The 18,411-nt window shown below is 60.0% G+C and carries 20 protein-coding genes; 13 read left to right on the top strand and 7 right to left on the bottom strand.

Features of this window, described 5'->3' with window-relative positions; genetic code table 11:
- Positions 1-2 precede the first annotated feature (2 nt).
- Positions 3-1,040, top strand: a complete 1,038-nt coding sequence (locus tag LVY75_11765) for a 4-hydroxyproline epimerase (protein ID XAZ23908.1) — start codon at positions 3-5, stop codon at positions 1,038-1,040.
- A gap of 16 nt (positions 1,041-1,056) precedes the next feature.
- On the opposite strand, the gene LVY75_11770 is transcribed toward LVY75_11765, so the two are convergent.
- Positions 1,057-1,533 carry a transporter gene (locus LVY75_11770; GenBank protein XAZ23909.1) on the bottom strand — a complete coding sequence of 159 codons (477 nt, stop codon included), beginning with the start codon at positions 1,531-1,533 and terminating at the stop codon, positions 1,057-1,059.
- Positions 1,517-2,764 (bottom strand): ROK family protein, encoded by a 1,248-nt coding sequence (locus tag LVY75_11775; GenBank protein XAZ23910.1) that lies wholly within the window; start codon positions 2,762-2,764, stop codon positions 1,517-1,519. The genes LVY75_11770 and LVY75_11775 overlap by 17 nt, the downstream gene beginning before the upstream one ends.
- A 232-nt stretch (positions 2,765-2,996) precedes the next feature.
- Here LVY75_11775 and LVY75_11780 point away from each other — a divergent pair, with 232 nt between their 5' ends.
- From LVY75_11780 to LVY75_11810, 7 genes are all read left to right on the top strand, one after another.
- Positions 2,997-4,016: a sugar ABC transporter substrate-binding protein gene (locus LVY75_11780; GenBank protein ID XAZ23911.1), complete on the top strand. Its 1,020-nt coding sequence runs from the start codon at positions 2,997-2,999 to the stop codon at positions 4,014-4,016.
- A 158-nt stretch (positions 4,017-4,174) separates the two neighbouring features.
- Entirely contained in the window at positions 4,175-5,239 is a 1,065-nt protein-coding gene (locus LVY75_11785; protein XAZ23912.1) for an ABC transporter permease, read from the top strand.
- 2 nt (positions 5,240-5,241) lie between these two features.
- Positions 5,242-6,024: an ATP-binding cassette domain-containing protein gene (locus LVY75_11790; protein ID XAZ25698.1), complete on the top strand. Its 783-nt coding sequence runs from the start codon at positions 5,242-5,244 to the stop codon at positions 6,022-6,024.
- Positions 6,021-6,653: a nucleoside triphosphate hydrolase gene (locus LVY75_11795; GenBank protein XAZ23913.1), complete on the top strand. Its 633-nt coding sequence runs from the start codon at positions 6,021-6,023 to the stop codon at positions 6,651-6,653. The genes LVY75_11790 and LVY75_11795 overlap by 4 nt, the downstream gene beginning before the upstream one ends.
- Positions 6,654-6,717: 64 nt before the next feature.
- Positions 6,718-7,758 carry a dihydroorotase gene (pyrC, locus tag LVY75_11800; protein XAZ23914.1) on the top strand — a complete coding sequence of 347 codons (1,041 nt, stop codon included), beginning with the start codon at positions 6,718-6,720 and terminating at the stop codon, positions 7,756-7,758.
- Between the two features lie 175 nt (positions 7,759-7,933).
- Complete coding sequence (locus LVY75_11805) at positions 7,934-9,112, top strand: GGDEF domain-containing protein (protein XAZ23915.1); 1,179 nt, start codon at positions 7,934-7,936, stop codon at positions 9,110-9,112.
- 185 nt (positions 9,113-9,297) lie between these two features.
- Positions 9,298-9,834, top strand: a complete 537-nt coding sequence (locus LVY75_11810) for a VOC family protein (GenBank protein ID XAZ23916.1) — start codon at positions 9,298-9,300, stop codon at positions 9,832-9,834.
- Between the two features lie 85 nt (positions 9,835-9,919).
- Here the strand turns inward: LVY75_11810 and LVY75_11815 are convergent, their stop codons facing one another.
- Together LVY75_11815 and LVY75_11820 are read right to left on the bottom strand one after the other, a co-directional pair.
- A complete protein-coding gene (locus LVY75_11815) occupies positions 9,920-10,402 on the bottom strand; it encodes a DUF1772 domain-containing protein (protein ID XAZ23917.1) in 483 nt (160 codons plus the stop codon).
- A 2-nt stretch (positions 10,403-10,404) separates the two neighbouring features.
- On the bottom strand, positions 10,405-11,229 hold the full coding sequence (locus tag LVY75_11820; GenBank protein ID XAZ23918.1) for an NmrA family NAD(P)-binding protein: 825 nt from the start codon (positions 11,227-11,229) through the stop codon (positions 10,405-10,407).
- 101 nt (positions 11,230-11,330) lie between these two features.
- On the opposite strand from LVY75_11820, the gene LVY75_11825 reads away from it, so the two are divergent.
- From LVY75_11825 to LVY75_11835, 3 genes are all read left to right on the top strand, one after another.
- On the top strand, positions 11,331-11,984 hold the full coding sequence (locus LVY75_11825) for a TetR family transcriptional regulator (GenBank protein ID XAZ23919.1): 654 nt from the start codon (positions 11,331-11,333) through the stop codon (positions 11,982-11,984).
- A 74-nt stretch (positions 11,985-12,058) separates the two neighbouring features.
- Positions 12,059-12,754: an orotate phosphoribosyltransferase gene (locus tag LVY75_11830; protein XAZ23920.1), complete on the top strand. Its 696-nt coding sequence runs from the start codon at positions 12,059-12,061 to the stop codon at positions 12,752-12,754.
- Positions 12,755-12,816: 62 nt separating this feature from the next.
- Positions 12,817-13,743, top strand: coding sequence for a carbohydrate kinase (locus tag LVY75_11835; protein ID XAZ23921.1), 927 nt, complete (start codon positions 12,817-12,819; stop codon positions 13,741-13,743).
- Positions 13,744-13,777: 34 nt separating this feature from the next.
- Here LVY75_11835 and LVY75_11840 read toward each other — a convergent pair whose 3' ends face one another.
- The gene (locus LVY75_11840) at positions 13,778-14,152 is read right to left on the bottom strand and encodes a metalloregulator ArsR/SmtB family transcription factor (GenBank protein XAZ23922.1); all 375 of its coding nucleotides are present in this window, start codon (positions 14,150-14,152) and stop codon (positions 13,778-13,780) included.
- A 169-nt stretch (positions 14,153-14,321) separates the two neighbouring features.
- Here LVY75_11840 and LVY75_11845 point away from each other — a divergent pair, with 169 nt between their 5' ends.
- A complete protein-coding gene (locus tag LVY75_11845; protein ID XAZ25699.1) occupies positions 14,322-15,275 on the top strand; it encodes an acyl-CoA desaturase in 954 nt (317 codons plus the stop codon).
- A gap of 3 nt (positions 15,276-15,278) precedes the next feature.
- On the opposite strand, the gene LVY75_11850 is transcribed toward LVY75_11845, so the two are convergent.
- Entirely contained in the window at positions 15,279-16,082 is an 804-nt protein-coding gene (locus LVY75_11850; GenBank protein XAZ23923.1) for an alpha/beta hydrolase, read from the bottom strand.
- 223 nt (positions 16,083-16,305) lie between these two features.
- Between LVY75_11850 and LVY75_11855 the strand changes: the two genes are divergently transcribed.
- Positions 16,306-16,659 carry a hypothetical protein gene (locus LVY75_11855; protein XAZ23924.1) on the top strand — a complete coding sequence of 118 codons (354 nt, stop codon included), beginning with the start codon at positions 16,306-16,308 and terminating at the stop codon, positions 16,657-16,659.
- A gap of 29 nt (positions 16,660-16,688) precedes the next feature.
- On the opposite strand, the gene pgi is transcribed toward LVY75_11855, so the two are convergent.
- Positions 16,689-18,314, bottom strand: a complete 1,626-nt coding sequence (gene pgi, locus LVY75_11860) for a glucose-6-phosphate isomerase (protein XAZ23925.1) — start codon at positions 18,312-18,314, stop codon at positions 16,689-16,691.
- Positions 18,315-18,411: the final 97 nt, after the last annotated feature.

Raw genomic sequence — 18,411 nt, forward strand, 5'->3', positions numbered from 1 at the left:
AGATGAGATGGAAGCGCACGATCCAGCTTCTGGATGTTCACGCCGAAGGTGAGATCGGCAAGGTCGCAATCGGTGGCGTGCCCAAAATTCCGGGCGAGACGGTCGCCGCCCAGCTTCACTGGCTGAACACCGACCCCAAGGGGCAGGAGCTTCGTCGTTTCCTCTGCCTCGAGCCGCGTGGTGCACCGATCGGGTCGGTCAACCTGTTGCTGCCGCCAAAGCATCCGGACGCGGATGCGGCCTTCATCATCCTACAGCCTGATCAGGCGCATGCGAGCTCCGGCTCGAACTCCATCTGCGTAACGACCGCTCTCCTGGAATCCGGCATCGTCGAGATGAAGGAGCCCGAAACCATCGTCACACTGGAAACTGCAGCCGGTCTCGTCAAGGCGACCGCCACTTGCCGCGACGGTCGCTGCGAGAAGGTGAAACTGACGATGGTGCCGTCCTTCGTCCACGAGCTGGATGTCGAGATCGACACGCCGCACTGGGGAACGATCAAGGCCGACATCTGTTATGGCGGCATCTTCTATGCGCTGGTCGATGTCGGCCAGATCAATTCGAAGATCGAAAAGGCCAATGCCGCAGCACTCGTCCAGGCAGGCATGGTGCTGAAGGACCTCATCAACCGGCAGATGCCCGTCGTCCATCCGGAAATTCCGGCAATCTCGGGCGTCGCCTATGTCATGTTTCGCGATATCGAGGCCGATGGCACGGTGCGCACCTGCACGACCATGTGGCCTGGACGTGCTGACCGTTCGCCCTGCGGCACCGGCAATTCGGCCAATCTGGCAACCCTTTACGCCCGCGGAAAAGCGAAAGTCGGCGACACATTCAAGTCGAAGTCGATCATCGGCTCGGAATTCGAAGTCGGCCTCCAGGCGGTGACGGAGGTCGCCGGCAAGCCTGCCGTCATCCCGACGATCACTGGCCGCGGTTTCACCTTCGGCCTGTCGCAGGTCGCACTCGACCCCTTCGACCCGCATCCTCTCGGCTTTGCGCTGACGGATGTCTGGGGGCCTTCGGCCGGCGAGATCTGATTTCGCGTCACAGCTATCAATAAACGAAGGGATCGACTTCGGCCTTGACGGGTTCGTCGGCGGCCGTGGGATAGATCACGCCCTTGCGCAGGATGATATTGGCATAGAGCCGCGGTTCGCTGGTCTGGATGACCGCATGGGCCGCGCGCACGCGGCCATAGAAATCCTGGCCGATAAGTGGAACGACCTCTCGATCCGGCTCATGCCTGGCGCAGCAGGCGATCATTTCCTCATGAACGGGGTCGAGCTTGTCGCGTTCGGCCTTCACCGTTGAGCGGAAAATTGCTTCTGCCACGAAGTCGTCAATTGGCAGCACGCTCAAAACGGCATCAAGGACCGGAATGAGATGATGTCCGTCGAGCCGGATCAGCCGCCGCGCATGCTCGATACCCGGATAGTTGCCATCGACGATGGCAATTTCATCGCCATGGCCCATGCCGCGCAATGTCGCGAGCAGATCCGGGCTCAAGAGCGGGTCAAGCCCTTTCAGCATTGTCGATCTCCTTGAAGAGTACATTCTGGTCAGTAAGATAGCGCGCAAAGATCGGCAGGCTGGCGCCTCCGATGGCACGTGCCTGCGCGCCGACCAGGCCCTCCACGATGTCGGGCATGACGACGCCCTGCAGGTCGAGCTTTTCAGCTTCGTGGATCGTCGCGTAAACGATGCGCCGGCGCACCCAGTCCGGAAAGCCGCCATCGATGACGGCGGCGCTGAAGTCGATGATGGAGGCGGCTGCCACGATCGCCTGTGCCAACGCCTTGGCCGTATCCTGGATCCAGGTTTCCATTGGTTCGCCGAAATCCACCCAGTCGTCGGCCGAATACCAGAGCGGTTGCGGATCTATGCCGCGCTCGCGCAGCATGTTTTCCAGTACGAAGATGGAAGCGATTTCCAGGAGCTGCAGCGTTTCGCCATTCTTGCCGCGCACGGGCAGTGGGCCGATGGCGCCTGCTGTGCCGGTTTTGCCGGAAAAGATCGCCGAATTGAGCACGATCCCGCCGCCGATGAAGGAACCGATGAAGAAATAGACGAAATCCGGATAGGACGGACCAATCCCGAAGACCAGTTCCGCACCGCAGGCGCTGGTGGCGTCGTTCTGCAGGAAGACCTGATAGGCGACCTGTTCGGCAATCTCTGCCTGCAGGTCGAAGTCGCGCCAGACTTCCATGGCACCCTCGGGCGCACCCACTTCGTCCGCCCAGTTCCAAAGCTCAAAAGGAGCCGCGATGCCGAGCCCGGCTATACGGCTGCGCTCGCGTTCGTCGAGCCTCCCTTCCAGCTCCCTGATCCCTTTGGTGACAAAGGACAGGATTTCGTGCGGCAGGGGGTAGGCGTAGATCCTGTGCAATTGCAGCCGGATGTTGCCGACGAAATCCATCAGCACGAGGTCGGCACTTCGCCGACCGATCTTCACGCCGAAGGAATAGACGGCATCCGGATTAAGCCGCATCGGAATGGATGGCTGGCCGACGCGACCGCGGATCGGTTCGCCGCGCGAAAGCAGGCCTTCCTTTTCCAGTGCGCGCATGATGACGGAGACGGTTTGGGCCGAAAGCCCGCTGCGGCGTGCGATATCGGCCTTCGATAACGCGCCGTATAGGCGCACCAGCGACAGCACGAGCCGTTCGTTATAGGCGCGCACCCTGATCTGGTTCGCACCTCCCGACGGATTTAGAATTGGTGGTGGGGCCGGCATGGAATCCGGACCATCCAAGGACGACATTGGCCACTCCTCCCGTTTAACGGCCTATGCCCGATTTCTCGCCAGCATGCCACATCGAATTAATAATTCAATTGGATTTATTTATTGACAAGCGGTTTTCTTTCGCTCTTAATTGCCAGCGTCAACGGCACGGGACGGCTTTGGGAGGGGCTCATGTCACATTCCGCAAGTCTCGCCGTGCATGAATTCCGGTGCCGCCTTGGGGGCGGGCCGGCTAATCTGGGAGGAGTTCATGAAGAAATCAGTTCTCGCTTTCGGCGCGCTCGCGCTCGGCGTCGCCTTTTCCGCTCCGGCAATGGCGGCGGATGTTTCCGCATGCCTGATCACCAAGACCGACACCAACCCCTTCTTCGTGAAGATGAAGGAAGGTGCGACAGCCAAGGCCAAGGAACTCGGCGTCACGCTGAAGTCCTATGCGGGCAAGATCGACGGTGACAGCGAAAGCCAGGTCGCAGCAATCGAAAGCTGCATTGCCGATGGCGCAAAGGGCATTCTGATCGCCGCTTCGGACACTAAGGGCATCGTGCCCTCGGTCAAGAAGGCTCGCGACGCCGGCCTGCTGGTCATCGCACTCGATACGCCGCTTGAGCCGGCCGATGCCGCAGACGCTACGTTTGCAACCGACAACCTGCTCGCCGGCAAGCTGATCGGTCAGTGGGCCAAGGAAACGCTGGGCGACAAGGCAACGGACGCCAAGGTCGGCTTCCTCGACCTGACGCCGTCGCAGCCGACTGTCGACGTCCTGCGCGACCAGGGCTTCATGATGGGCTTCGGCATCGACCCGAAGGACCCGAACAAGATCGGCGACGAAGACGACAAGCGCATCGTCGGCCATGACGTGACGAACGGCAACGAGGAAGGCGGCCGCAAGGCCATGGAAAACCTTCTCCAGAAGGATCCGAGCATCAACGTCATCCACACGATCAATGAGCCGGCTGCGGTCGGCGCCTATCAGGCCCTGAAGGCCGTCGGCATGGAGAAGAACGTACTGATCGTATCGGTCGACGGTGGTTGCCCGGGCGTGAAGTCGGTCAAGGAAGGTGTCATCGGTGCGACCTCGCAGCAATATCCGCTGATGATGGCATCGCTCGGCGTCGAGGCGATCAAGAAGTTCGCTGACGGCGGTGAAAAGCCGAAGCCGACCGAAGGCAAGTCGTTCTTCGACACCGGCGTTTCCCTCGTCACCGACAAGCCGGTTTCCGGCGTCAAGTCGATCGACACGAAGGAAGGCACGGACAAGTGCTGGGGCTAAGCCCTGCCTGAATAAGTGTGAGAAGTGGCCGGGGCTTGATCCCCGGCCGTTTTGGGCGGACCATATGCCGTCGCCCGACAAACCGGCTGAACAAAGACCGGAAGACTATCGGCGACGGCTTTCGCGTGAGTTCGGCGCGCGGCTGCGAAGGAGGAACAATGACCGGAGCACAGGAATTTGAACGCGTCCTCGACGAAAGCGACAAGAGTGTCGCCTCGTTCGAGCACGAGAATGTCTCGCTGATCAAACGCGCGCAGCATTTTCTGCACTCGACACCGGCCGCCGTGCCGCTGATCGTGCTGATACTGTCGATCGTGATCTTCGGAATAGCGATCGGCGGACGGTTCTTCTCGTCCTATACGCTGACGCTGATCCTGCAGCAGATCGCCATCGTCGGCATTCTCGGCGCCGGCCAGACGCTGGTTATCCTGACCGCCGGCATCGATCTTTCGATCGGCGTCATCATGGTCATTTCGGCCGTCATCATGGGCAATGTCGCCATCACCTATGGCATACCGACACCGATCGCGGTCGCAGCCGGCCTCGTCGTCGGTGGTCTCTGCGGATTGCTGAACGGTTTCCTCGTCGCCTTCATGAAGCTGCCGCCGTTCATCGTGACACTCGGCACCTGGAACATCGTCATGGCGACGAATTTCATCTATTCCGCCAATGAGACGATCCGCGATACCGATGTCGATGAACAGGCGCCGCTGCTCCATCTCTTCGCCACGAGCTTCAAGCTCGGCAGCGCGGTGCTGACCCTCGGCGTTATCGCCATGGTCCTGCTCGTCGTGCTGCTCTGGTATGTCCTCAATCACACCGCCTGGGGCCGGCATGTCTATGCTGTCGGCGATGATCCGGAAGCTGCCAAGCTCTCCGGCATCCAGACCAAGAAGGTGCTGCTGACCGTCTACACCATATCGGGTGTCATCGCTGCCTTCGCCGCTTGGGTCTCGATCGGCCGCAATGGCTCGATTTCCCCGTCCTCGGCCGTCACGGACTACAATCTGCAAGCGATCACCGCGACCGTCATCGGCGGCATCTCGCTCTTCGGCGGCCGAGGCTCCATTCTCGGCACGCTCTTCGGCACCATGATCGTCGGTGTCGTCTCCATGGGGCTCAACATGCTCGGTGCCGACCCGCAATGGAAAGTCCTGCTGACAGGCGTGCTGATCATTGCCGCCGTCGCGATCGATCAATGGATCAGAAAGGTTTCGGTGTGACCATGGCTGGCGAACCCATTCTCACTGCCCGTGGCCTCGTCAAGCGTTATGGACGCGTGACTGCGCTCGACAATGCCGATTTCGACCTCTATCCGGGCGAAATCCTCGCTGTCATCGGCGATAACGGCGCCGGCAAATCCTCGCTCATCAAGGCGATATCGGGCGCAATCACGCCCGATGACGGAGTGATCACCCTGGAAGGCCGGCAGGTACAGTTCAGATCACCGATGGAAGCGCGCGAAGCAGGCATCGAAACCGTCTATCAAAACCTCGCCCTTTCGCCGGCGCTGTCGATTGCCGACAACATGTTCCTCGGCCGCGAGATCCGTAAGCCAGGTCCGTTGGGCTCGTGGTTCCGTATGCTCGACCGGCCGACGATGGAAAAGCAGGCACGCAACAAGCTGTCCGAACTCGGTTTGATGACTATCCAGAACATCAACCAGGCGGTGGAAACGCTCTCCGGCGGCCAACGCCAAGGCGTCGCCGTTGCCCGTGCGGCGGCCTTCGGTTCCAAGGTCATCATCATGGACGAGCCGACTGCCGCCCTCGGCGTCAAGGAAAGCCGCCGCGTGCTGGAGCTGATCCTCGACGTGCGCGCCCGTGGCATTCCGATCGTGCTCATCTCGCACAACATGCCGCATGTCTTCGAGGTCGCGGACCGCGTTCACATCCACCGTCTCGGACGCCGCCTGACGGTCATCAATCCGAAGGAATACACGATGTCCGATGCCGTCGCCTTCATGACCGGCGCCAAGGCAGCCCCTGCGGAGCCCGTTGCGGCATGAATGCGAGAATAGGCGAAATCGTCGGCGAGGTCCTGAACCGCGCCGGCGATTCCAGGCGCTTCCTGATTGCGATTGCGGGGCCACCCGGCGCCGGCAAATCCACCATGGCCGACAATATCGCCGACGCCTTGAAGGTGCTGGGCGAGAGTGCTGCCGTTTTGCCCATGGATGGCTTCCATATGGACAATACGGTTCTCATCGAGCGTGGTCTGCTGGCTCGCAAGGGCATTCCGGAAACCTTCGATGTACGCGGCTTCCTCGATATCGTCCGAGCCGTGCGGCCCGCCGATCAGGAAGTCCTCGTTCCCGTCTTTGATCGTTCGCGCGAGCTTGCGATCGCGTCGGCCAGGCCGATCGATCCGCAGGACCGCTTCATCATCATCGAGGGCAACTATCTGCTCTTCACGCAGGGCAAATGGGCCGAGCTCGACGGCATCTTCGATTACACGATCATGCTCGCCCCGCCGATGGAAGTTCTGGAAGAGCGCCTCTGGGATCGCTGGCGCGGCTATAGACTGACCGAGGAGGAAGCGAGCGCCAAAGTCTACGGCAACGACCTGCCGAACGGCCGGCTCATTCTCGAAAATCGTCGGCCCGCCGACATCACATTGGAAATCGCGCTGGCCTGAGCAGTTGTTTCTGCACCGGTCTTGATGCTATCGAGGCGAAACCCGCATCGCTTCGGAGGCTCCCATGCAATCGATCACTATCCGCCGTCCTGACGACTGGCATCTGCATCTGCGCGACGGCGCCATGCTGGAAGGTGTGATTGGAGATACGAGCCGCACCTTCGCCCGCGCCATCATCATGCCGAACCTGGTCCCGCCGGTCGTCACGACCGCGGATGCGGCCGCTTATCGCCAGCGTATCATGAAGGCGCTTCCGGCCGGCCATCGCTTCCAGCCGCTGATGACGCTTTATCTCACCGAGCACACGAGCGCCGACGATGTGGAAGAGGGCAAGAAGAGCGGCCTCATTACCGCCGTAAAACTCTATCCGGCCGGCGCCACGACCAACTCGCACGGCGGCGTGCGCGATATGGAAAAGGCGATGCCGGTACTGGAGCGCATGGCGAAGATCGGCCTGCCGCTCTGCGTCCACGGCGAGGTGACGACGCCCGACGTCGATATTTTCGACCGCGAAGCCGTCTTCATCGAAACGGTGCTCGACCCGCTTCGCAAGCGCCTGCCGGAACTGAAGGTGACGATGGAACATGTCACGACATCAGATGGCATCGACTATATCAAGTCGGCCAGGGCCAATCTTGCCGGCTCCATTACCACCCATCACCTGATCATCAACCGCAACGCCATCCTCGTCGGCGGCATTCGCCCGCATTATTACTGCCTGCCCGTCGCGAAACGCGAAAATCACCGGCTGGCATTGAGGGCGGCGGCGACCAGCGGCGATGCCAGGTTCTTCCTCGGCACGGATTCCGCGCCTCATGTCGACCCGTTGAAGGAATGTGCTTGCGGCTGCGCGGGGATCTATACCTCGATCAACACGATGAGCTGCCTTGCCCATGTGTTCGAGCAGGATGGCGCGCTCGACAGGCTGGAGGCCTTTGCCTCCTTGAATGGTCCGGCCTGGTATGGGCTCGAGCCGAACGAGGAACGTATCACGCTGGAGCGGCAGGCCGACCCCGTGGTCTTCCCCGCCAGGATCGAAACCGGCGTCGGGCCGGTTACCGTCTTCGATCCGATGTTTGCATTGCATTGGCAGATCAAAGCCTGAGAAGCTGTACAGGCTTAAATATTTTTCTTCTTATAGTTGCTGTCGAACGTTGATTTTGTAACGCTCGGCTGCGAAACCTATGTTTTTTAACGGAATGCGTAAGACATTCGTCAGCAATGACGAGATAGATTTTAAAAACGTTATCGGCGCGGCAAGAGCCGCGGAGATTTAAAGCATGATGCTTGACTATAATTCATTGCTGCTGGCGCTTGGCGTTTCAGCAACCTGCCTTGCCGTGACGCTCATGGGAAGCTGGCTCGCGCGCCGGGCTGAAACCTTTCTTCTCACCGGAGCATTCGGCCTCGTTCTCGTTGTCGCCGGCATCTTAGCCTATGCCCACTATGTGGAACAGCCCGAGCGCCTGCTTGGTGCGGGTTGTTTCGTGCTGTTTCATGCCGGTTTTGCCACGATCTGGGGCGCGGGCTATCAGTTCCGCACCGGTCGGCTCCCGAAATCGGGCATCGTCGTGCGTGCACTTGTCGCCATGGCCGCATCCATTCCGCCGATGATCGCCGGGCTGGATGGTCTGGCCTTCATGGCGGATAATCTCGCCATCGCCTTCCTGCTCTTCACCACTGCCCGGCAATATTGGCTTGACCGCGCAGAAGCACCTGCGCCGATATCAGGCATTACCGCCCTCTACACATTGACGGCGATTTCCTTCGTCCTCTGCGCCGCAGTCTTGATCTGGGACGGCAAGCTGGTGCTCGGGGCCGCACCCAGCAATTGGGCCGAAGACCTCAGTATCGCCGTGTGCATCGCCGGGATGACCGGCATCGGCGCCTTGTCGCTGGCACTGCATCAATGGCGGCTTGCCGCCCGTCACCGCATGGATGCGATCACCGATCCGCTGACCGGGTTAGTGAACCGCCGCGCTCTGTTCGACCAATATGGCGTCCGCTCCATGGATGCTTCGACCGCCGTCATCGTCTTCGACATCGATTATTTCAAATCGGTCAACGACCGCTACGGCCATGCGGCCGGTGATCACGTCCTGAAAGTCTTTGCCGGCGAACTCTCCGCCAATTGCCGCGGCGGCGATACGGCCGCCCGCCTCGGTGGTGAGGAATTCGCGCTGGTGCTGAAGGAAATCATGCCCGGCCGCGCCGAGCTTGCCGCCGAGCGCATTCGCAAGGCTTTCGAGGAGCGCGACATCTATATCGAGGACGAAGTGCTGAAATGCACTGTCAGCGTCGGCGTCGCGCCCGGACGATCCGAGCCGCTGGATTTCGATGCCATGCTGAACGAGGCGGATAAGGCGCTCTATGCTGCAAAACGCGCCGGCCGCAACCGCGTTGAACTCGCCAGCCACCTTCATTCGGTGCCGGCAGGTGTTGCGCGCTCGGCCTCTTGATCCGTCTCCTGACCTTTCGTAATCTGAGATCGGCCGGATGCAGCCAGCCGCCCCGCGATGCGCAAGCATTATGGTGAATGCGTCCAACTCCACCTTCACATCCTTGCTCTGGCAATCGATGGCGAACGGGTCAGCAGACGCGGGCACTGATCTCCCTGTTTGCCGCCAACGGAGAAGGATGAACCATGCGTGATTTTCGCGATGCCAAGCTTATGGCAAAAACCCTGCGGCAGGCGCTTGCCGACCGCGATATTTCCCTCACCCATAGCGAAACCCTGGAGATTGTCGCCAGACAATTCGGCCTCGACCAGTGGAATATTCTCTCGGCAAAGCTGGATGAGGCCGAAGGAGCGAAATCTGCTATCGGTATCGAACCACCTGTGCCGATCTTCCGCATCTTCTCGGTCGAGAAAGCCATGGAATTCTACTGCGGCTTCCTGGGTTTCACGCTCGACTGGGAGCATCGTTTCGGCGAAAACTCCCCGCTCTATTGCCAGGTCTCGCGCGAGAATATGCAGTTGCACCTGAGCGAACATTCCGGCGATGCCAGCCCAGGCGCGCGAGCCTTCGTACGGGTGAGGGATGTCCGAGCCTATCAGGCAGAACTCGCCGCCAAACGCTATCGTTATATGAACCCGGGTGTCGAAGAAGCGCCCTGGGGCCTCGAAATGGGCGTCATCGACCCCTTCAACAACCGCATCACCTTCTGCCAGCAGAGCTAAAGCATTCCAGCAAAGGTGTGCCGCGGTTCTGCGTCCGGAATTGCGCGGAACAGCGAAGGGCGGAGGGCTATTCCCTCCGCCCTTTTCAAATGATCATGAGCGCCCGCACGAAAGCGACCGAGGCCAACAGCGAGGCGATCGTGCGCACATGGTTCCACCACGTCCAGTCCCTGAGGTAGGTCGTCCAGAGCTGCACCGCGTCTGGCCCGTTGCCGCTGACTTTCGCCAGCGCATCATTCATCGGCACGTTGAAGACGATGGTCGAGAGGAAGGACGCGATGACATAGAGTGCCGCGCCGGCCAGCATCATCGAAGAGGCGCCGCCGCGCCAGTTCACGAAGGCCAGCACTGCGATGACGACGCAGAGGATCGCCGTCGGCACGAAGAGCAGCATGAAAGGCGAGCGGACGATGGTCACGTTGATGGAATTCATCGCCGCGATGCCCTGTTCGGCCGGGATGCGCGAAAAAGCAGTCATGATGAAGGTGGAGAAAGCAAAGAAGATGCCGGCGACAAGGCCGCTGCCGATCGCGGCGGCAATAAGGGAAATGACGAGAACGATCTGCATGGTCAGGCGCTCCACAATCCGGTCGCCGCGGTCTCCCGCGCATATTGGCTGAAATCCTTTGCCGGGCGGCCGAGTATCTCTGTCACACCACCCATCACCTCGGAATTGCGCCCGTCGAGGATTTGGCCGAAGAGCTCTTCCAGCAGCGCGATGACAGGCTCCGGTGTTCCCGCTACGGAGAGGCTCTCCTGGAAGTCCGCCATCGATACCTGTTCGTAGTCGATAGACCGGCCCGAGGCAGCCGCAATCTCGGCCACGGCTTCGCGGAAGCTCAGCGCGCGAGGACCGGTCAGCTCGTAGATCCTGTTGCGATGCCTGATATCGGTCAGCGCCGCCACTGCCGCGTCGGCAATGTCATCGGCATCGATGAAGGGCTCCTTGATATCGCCGGCCGGCAGTTCCAGCCTGCCGGCAATGAGCGACTCTACGAAAGCGCCCTCGCTGAAATTCTGGCAGAACCACGAGGCGCGCAGGATCGTGTAGTCGATCCCGGTCGCCCGCAGCGCTTCCTCACTCCGCTGCGCCCCGTCTTCGCCACGGCCGGACAGCAGCACGATATGCTGCAGCCTGCACTCCGTTGCGAGTCTTGAAAGCGCCTCGATAGCCTCTGCCGCCCAGGAGACGGAAAGGTCCGGTTGGAAAGCGACATAGGCGCTCGTCGCACCCGTGAGTGCATTGCGCCAGGTCGTGCGATCCTCCCAGTCGAAGGCCGGTACCGTGGAGCGGGATGCTTTGCGAACGTCAAGTCCGAGCTCTTCCAGCCTGTTGGCAATGCGGCCGCCGGTTTTCCCCGATCCGCCGATCAGAACGATTTCGGAATTCTGCATATCGAAACTCCTCTTCGGTTCAAAAATAAGAGAAACTCTCTCATTTGCAAAATGAGATAAACTCTCTTATTTTCTTTGTCAACAGTCGAGGGAAGCGGAAGATGGCAGAAGAGGTGATCGCACGACGCAGGCGCCAGCAGGAGCCGACCGGCCAGCCGCGCCGTATCCCGAGCCAGCAGCGCGGCCGCGAACGCTTCGAAAGGATCTTGACGGTCGCCTCCGCGCTGATCGAAAAGAACGGCAGCGATGCACTGAAGATGAGTGAAATCGTTGAAAAGGCCGAGATTTCCTTCGGCGCCCTCTATCAATATTTCCCGGACAAGACCTCGATCATCCGCACACTTGCCGAGCGCTTCAATGAGCAGGGCCGGCAATGCGTGGCAGACGAACTGGCGAAGGTGACGGACGCGGAAAATCTGCAGACAGCCCTCGGCGTCATCGCCGATGAATATTATGCCTTCTTCCGCCGCGAGCCTGTCATGCGCGATATCTGGCACGCGACCCATACGGACAAGCTTCTTCAGCAGGTCGATGCCGAAGATATGGAATTCCACGCGCAGGCCCTGTTTTCGGTGTTAAAACAACTATGGCCAAAGCGTGCCGGGGCGGAGCTTCTGGCCATTGCCCGACTGACCATGCAGCTCCTGGCGGCGGCTGTCCGCTACGCTGTTTCGCTGGATGAGATAGAGGGCGCGCAGGCAATCGCGCTCTTCAGGAAGATGCAGGTTGCGGATATTGGCCGCCTGCTCGGTTGACGGCCGTCTTCCGTCTGGAAACCGACCGCTCTTGCTGCTATTGCCGCTGGAACGTCAGCCGAAGGAGAAGCCGCATGATCCAGACCACATTTCCTGACCGCGCCGTCATGGCAGAGCTGCTGGCAAAGATGCTCTGGGAGATCAAGGCTGTTCATTTCAATGCCGAGACGCCCTACAAATATGCTTCCGGCATCATGAGCCCGGTCTATATCGACTGCCGCAAGCTTCTCTCCTTCCCACGCGTCCGCTCGACGGTGATGGACTTTGCCGCCAGCACGCTGCTGCGCGATGCCGGCTTCGAACAGTTCGATTGCATCGCCGGCGGCGAAACCGCAGGCATTCCCTTTGCCGCACTGCTTGCCGATCGTCTCGGCTTGCCGATGATCTATGTCCGCAAGAAGCCGAAGGGCCACGGTCGCAATGCGCAGATCGAAGGCGACATGAAGGAAGGCGCCCGCGTTCTCATCATCGAGGATCTGACCACTGCCGGCGGCAGTATGTTCACCTTCATCGATGCCATAAGGGCCGCCGGCGGCATCGTCGATCACGGCATGGCGCTCTTCTTCTACGGCATCTTCCAGGAGGCGCATCAGCGCTTTGCCAATGGCAAGGTCCAGTTCCATCATATCGCCACCTGGCGTGAGGTTCTGGCGATCGCCAAAGAGCAGAAGCTCTTCGATGAAAAGACGCTGCAGGAAGTCGAGGCCTTCCTCGATGCGCCGCTGGCCTGGTCGGCAAGGAATGGTGGCGTGAGTGAGCTTTCGCTCTAGCCTTTTGACAAAAGCTCGCTTAATCGATTGAGAAACGCGTAAGTCCTGTTGGGAGGAATTCGATGATTTTGTGCTGCGGCGAGGCCCTGATCGACATGCTGCCGAGGGATACGACCCTTGGCGAAAAGGGCTTTGCGCCCTATGCCGGCGGCGCGATCTTCAACACGGCGATTGCGCTCGGTCGTCTGGGCATCCCGACGGCCTTCTTCACCGGCATTGCCGATGACATGATGGGCGAAATCCTGCTCGAAACGCTGAAGGCGAGCAATGTAGATTACAGCCCGTGCGCCATCACCTCGCGCCCTTCGACGATCGCCTTTGTCAAGCTCGTCAACGGTCAGGCGACCTATGCCTTCTACGACGAAGGCACTGCCGGCCGCATGATCACCACGGATGATCTGCCTGTTCTCGGCGATGATTGCGAAGCGCTGCATTTCGGCGCGATCAGCCTGATCCCGAGCCCCTGCGGCGAAACCTACGAAGCGCTTCTCGATCGCGAAGCCGCAAAGCGCGTCATCTCGCTCGACCCGAACATCCGCCCGGGCTTCATCAAGGATAAGCCTGCGCACATGGCCCGCATCAAGCGCATGGCCGCCAAGTCCGACATCGTGAAATTCTCCGACGAGGATCTCGAATGGTTCGGCCTGGACGGCGACCATGACGCACTGGCTGCTCACTGGCTGAACCACGGCGCCAAGCTCGTGGTCATCACCAAGGGTGCTGAAGGCGCAACCGGCTACACAAGCGCGCGCAAGGTCACCGTACCGAGCGAGCGTGTCACCGTCGTCGATACTGTCGGCGCCGGCGACACATTCGACGCCGGCGTCCTCGCCTCGCTGAAGATGGATAACCTGCTGACCAAGGAGCAGGTCGCCAACCTTGATGAACAGGCGCTCCGCAACGCCCTGGCACTTGGCGCCAAGGCTGCGGCTGTCACCGTCTCCCGCGCCGGCGCCAATCCGCCCTGGGCAAATGAGATTGGACTATAAGACTTTCAGCCAGGCTTGACCGCTGCCTTGAAACTCAAGGCAATTCCTTCGCGTCTTTCGCGCGGGCGCGCGCCTGGCTTTCCTTCTTGATCGGCCGACCGACCGGACAGACTTCCTGCACGAAGCCGTTGAGTGTGTTGACGAGATTGTTCTCGATCAGGGAGTAATGGACGAACTGACCCTGCTTCTCTCGCCGGATCAAACCCGCTGTCTCAAGGACGGAAAGATGCTGCGATACGGCCGGCTTGGACATGCTGAAGCGGTCGGCGATCTCGCCGGCGGTCAGGCCCGATGCCGAGAGATAGGCGAGTATCTTCCGACGTGGCGCGCTGGAAAGTGCGTGGAATACCCGCTGAGCGGCGCTGACGGAACCGTCTTCCGCAGCGTCATCGAACATCTCTTCTTCCAAGTCCTGTCTCCGTGCCCGAGGCATCGCTGCATCGATCCATTAAATAATTAAGCAATTAATGCATTGCTTAATTGTTACTCTTGCCGCAAAGTAATTAGGTAATTCCTTAAATAATGAATTGACGGGCGGTGTTCAAGTGTTGAATGCGCCCGAAGGGAGGGAGTTTGCCATGAGCAGCATTTCCACCGGACGGATGATTGATGACAAAAGCGATCCAGTGAAGGGCAGGGTGGTCTGGATGCCCGCGAAGTCGATCTGGATTACCACGATGACCTTGATTGCCATTATTGGCGGACCGCTGACTTTCACCTGGAGTGCCTTTGCCGTCTTCATCCTGTTGACCGCGGTCACGATCTGCCTCGGTCATTCGGTCGGCATGCACCGGCTGCTGATCCACCGGTCGTTCAGCACCCATATCTGGATCGAACATTTTCTCGTCTATATTGGTACGCTGGTTGGAATGGCCGGCCCCTTCGGCATGATCTATGCGCACGATATTCGCGATTGGGCTCAGCGACAGCGAGAGTGCCATGACCTTTTTGCACACAGGCGGTCGTTTTTCATCGACGCCTTCTGGCAGATGCATTGTGCAGTGGTGCTGGATCATCCGCCGCATTTCGTCATCGGGGAGCGGGAGCGGCACGATCGCTTCTATCGCTTCGTGGAGACGACGTGGATGGCACAGCAAATCCCCCTAGTCCTCATGCTCTTCATGCTCGGCGGATTGCCGTGGCTAGTCTGGGGCATTGCCGTGCGGATAGCGGTGTCGCTGACCGGACACTGGCTGGTCGGTCATTTTGCCCATCGGGATGGCCATCAGGGCTGGAGTATCGATGATGTCGCGGTGCAGGGGTATAACCTGCCGCATTTCGGGTTGGTGACCTTCGGCGAGAGTTTCCACGGCAACCATCACGCCTTTCCGGAATCCGCGCGGCTCGGCATCGAACCGGGCCAGCTGGATCTGGGCTGGTATTTCATCCGGCTGCTGGAACGGCTCGGTCTGGCCACGGCGATCAGGCTCCCCCATATGATTGCGCCAAGACGAGGGTTGAAGCGCGTCACCCTATCCGAAGCCCCTTGTAACGGTGCCAATCCGCCCTGGGTAGACGAAATTGGCCTCTGAACCTTATTCGATCCGGTCGAGAAAGGCTCGGACCTCGCGATTGAAGAGGTCCGGTTGCTGCAGCGGCGCGAAATGGCTGACATCTGGCATGAGCACGAATTCCGCATCTGGGATCGTCCTTGTCAGATAGTCGGCATGTTCGGGCTTGATGAATTCGTCATGCTCGCCGAGCACGATGGAAACTGGAACTTTGATGCCAACCAACTGCTCCGCCGAGTAGTTGGGCTCCGTCGCCATCATCTTCGAGACATCGCCGACAAAGGCCTCGAACTGGTCGGGCGTTACCGATAGGGCCTGATAGTCCTGCCTGTGGCGGCTGAAGCAGCGATCGATAACGGGCGTCATCTTGAATTCCTTGGTGCCGCCGGGGTCCATGTTGCAGGCGAAGAAGAAGACGCCGCAGACGCGCTCCGGATTCTGGTCGGCGAGGATCAGCGATGTGCAGGCGCCATCGCTCCAGCCAACGAAGGCAGCTTCCCGAATCCCGGCATGATCCATCACGGCCAGCACATCCGATGCCATCAGGTGATAGGTATAGGGACGGTCGTCACGCGTGCTGCGGCCATGTCCGCGGCTGTCAATCACCACGACCCGGTGGCCGGCCTCGACGAGATCGGGAACCTGATAGCCCCAGTTGCCACTATTGCCGAGCCCGCCATGCAGCAGGATGACGGCGGGGCCGGCTCCATAACTCGCATACCAAATGCGCGCGCCTTCATTCTCGACGAAACCCTCATCGTTCGCGGGCGGCAATGGCAGTGCCCCCTCGGCTTCGAATTTCACCAGCTCGTCATCCGTTGCAGTCATCGGCTCCTCCAGCGCTTTCTCTATAGACGAGGAGATGCCCTGCATTTCGACAGCGTCAAATAAAAAAGCCCACCCGCATCACGGATGGGCTTAGATCTCACTTGTGCGGGCTTTCCATGAGCGTATCAATCGACAAATCTCGCACGCGTGATGTAGACGTTGTCCAGCCCACAGCTGAGAAAAGTCGCTCCCTCAGCATTTTCTCGTCGGTTGAAGAAGGAAAATGGGTTTGGTGAGTAGCCTCCAGGTAAGCCAACAAGAGATCTGCAACCGCTTTGGATCCCCTGTATTCGCTCCTTCTGCCAGCGAAATTGTCGGGGCAGCGCTAAATGTAAAGTCCGGAGTCATGCCGTTGAATGGTCTTCGCCATCCACCGGGGGCAGGAACATCGGGATGGTATATTTGGGCTGGTGAATATAATGCGGCGGATGATTTTTTCAGACCGCTGCATGTAAGTCATATAGGCAGCTGGGCGCCTGCAATTGAACCTTATCTTGCTTTGGCGCCGGGTTGGCGATTCTTGATTGCAGATGATTATCAGGACGTTTGGTTCGATAAAAATCTGCTCGAGAACTGAACCCGGCGACCGTTTGCGGATCGCCAAACTTACTTGGCGAGCTTTGCCAGCGCGGCAACCAACCCCTGCGTCGAGGAATCGTGGCCGGCAGCGCTTTCCTTGCCTTCGACGACGGGCAACAAGCCGGTCGCCAGTTCCTTGCCGAGTTCCACGCCCCACTGGTCGAAAGAGTTGATGCGGAAGAGCACGCCTTCGACGAAGACGCGGTGCTCGTAGAGCGCGATCAGGCGACCGAGCGCATAGGGCGTCAGCTTGTCGTACACGAAGGTGATCGACGGGCGGTTGCCGGTAAAGACGCGGTGTGGGGCGATGAAATCGGCCTTCTTGTCGTCCATGCCCTTGTCGGTCAGCTGCTTCTTGGCTTCCGCGAAGGTGCGGCCCTTCATCAGCGCTTCCGACTGGGCGAGAACGTTGGACATCAAGAGCTGGTGCTGGTGGCGCAGCTCCGGCTCGAAGCCGTTCGCGGCGATCATGAATTCGGCCGGGATGATGCTCGTGCCCTGATGGATGAGCTGGTAGAAGGCGTGCTGGCCGTTGGTGCCGGGCTCACCCCAGGCAACAGGGCCGGAATTGCCCTCGACCGGCGTGCCGTCGATGGTGACACCCTTGCCGTTCGATTCCATATCGAGCTGCTGCAGATAGGCCGGAAAGCGCGACAGGCGCTGGTCGTAAGGCAGGATGGCGCGGGTCGGGTAACCCAGGACATTGCGGTGATAGAAACCGATAAGGCCGAGCAGCATCGGCAGGTTTTCGGTAATCGGCGCCTTGCGGAAATGATTGTCGATGGCATGCGCGCCGTCGAGGAACTTGCCGAAATTCTCCGGACCGACGGCGATCATCAGCGGCAGGCCGATTGCCGACCAGATCGAGTAGCGGCCGCCGACCCAGTCCCAGAAGCCGAAGACGCGTTCGCTTTCGATGCCGAAGGCCGAGACCTTGTCGAGCGCCGTCGAAACGGCGGCGAAGTGGTGCTGAACAGCAGCTTCGCCAAGTGCGCTGGCGATGAACTTGCGCGCCGTCTGGGCGTTGGTCATCGTCTCGACGGTGGTGAAGGTCTTGGAGGCGACGATGAAAAGCGTTGTTTCCGGCTGCACCAGCTTCAGGATATCGGCAATATGCGCGCCATCGATGTTGGAGACGAAATGGGCGCGCGGGCCGTCATGGAAGGGGGCAAGCGCCAGCGTCGCCATGACCGGGCCGAGATCCGAGCCGCCGATGCCGATATTGATGACATCGGTGATCTTCTTGCCGGTCGCGCCCTTCAGCGCGCCGGAGCGCACGCCGTCTGCGAACTTGCCCATGGCGGCGAGAACGGCATTGACGTCAGGCATGACGTCCTTGCCATCGACCAGCACGGGCGTGTTGGAGCGGTTGCGCAGCGCCGTGTGTAGAACGGCACGGTTTTCTGTGAAGTTGATCGCCTTGCCGGAGAACATCTCCTCGCGCTTCTTTTCGACACCGCCTTCTTCGGCGAGCTTCACCAGAAGCTTGAGGATCTCGTCGTTGACGGCCGTTTTGGAAAAATCCATCAGCAGGTCGTCAAGCGATACGGAAAAGTGCTGGAAGCGCTGCGGATCGGCGGCGAAGGCGGCGCGCAGGTCGGTGGCCTTGGTGGCTGCAGCGGTGCTCTTCAATTGTTCGACGATGGCATTCATGGAAGGCTCCTTTGGAGGCGGAGAGGGCTGCGGAAACTATTCCCTTTCTCCTGGTCAAATCAAGTTCAGCCATCTGTCGAAATATGAAAAAAGCCAC

Source organism: Sinorhizobium sp. B11, from assembly GCA_039725955.1.
Lineage (GTDB): Bacteria > Pseudomonadota > Alphaproteobacteria > Rhizobiales > Rhizobiaceae > Rhizobium.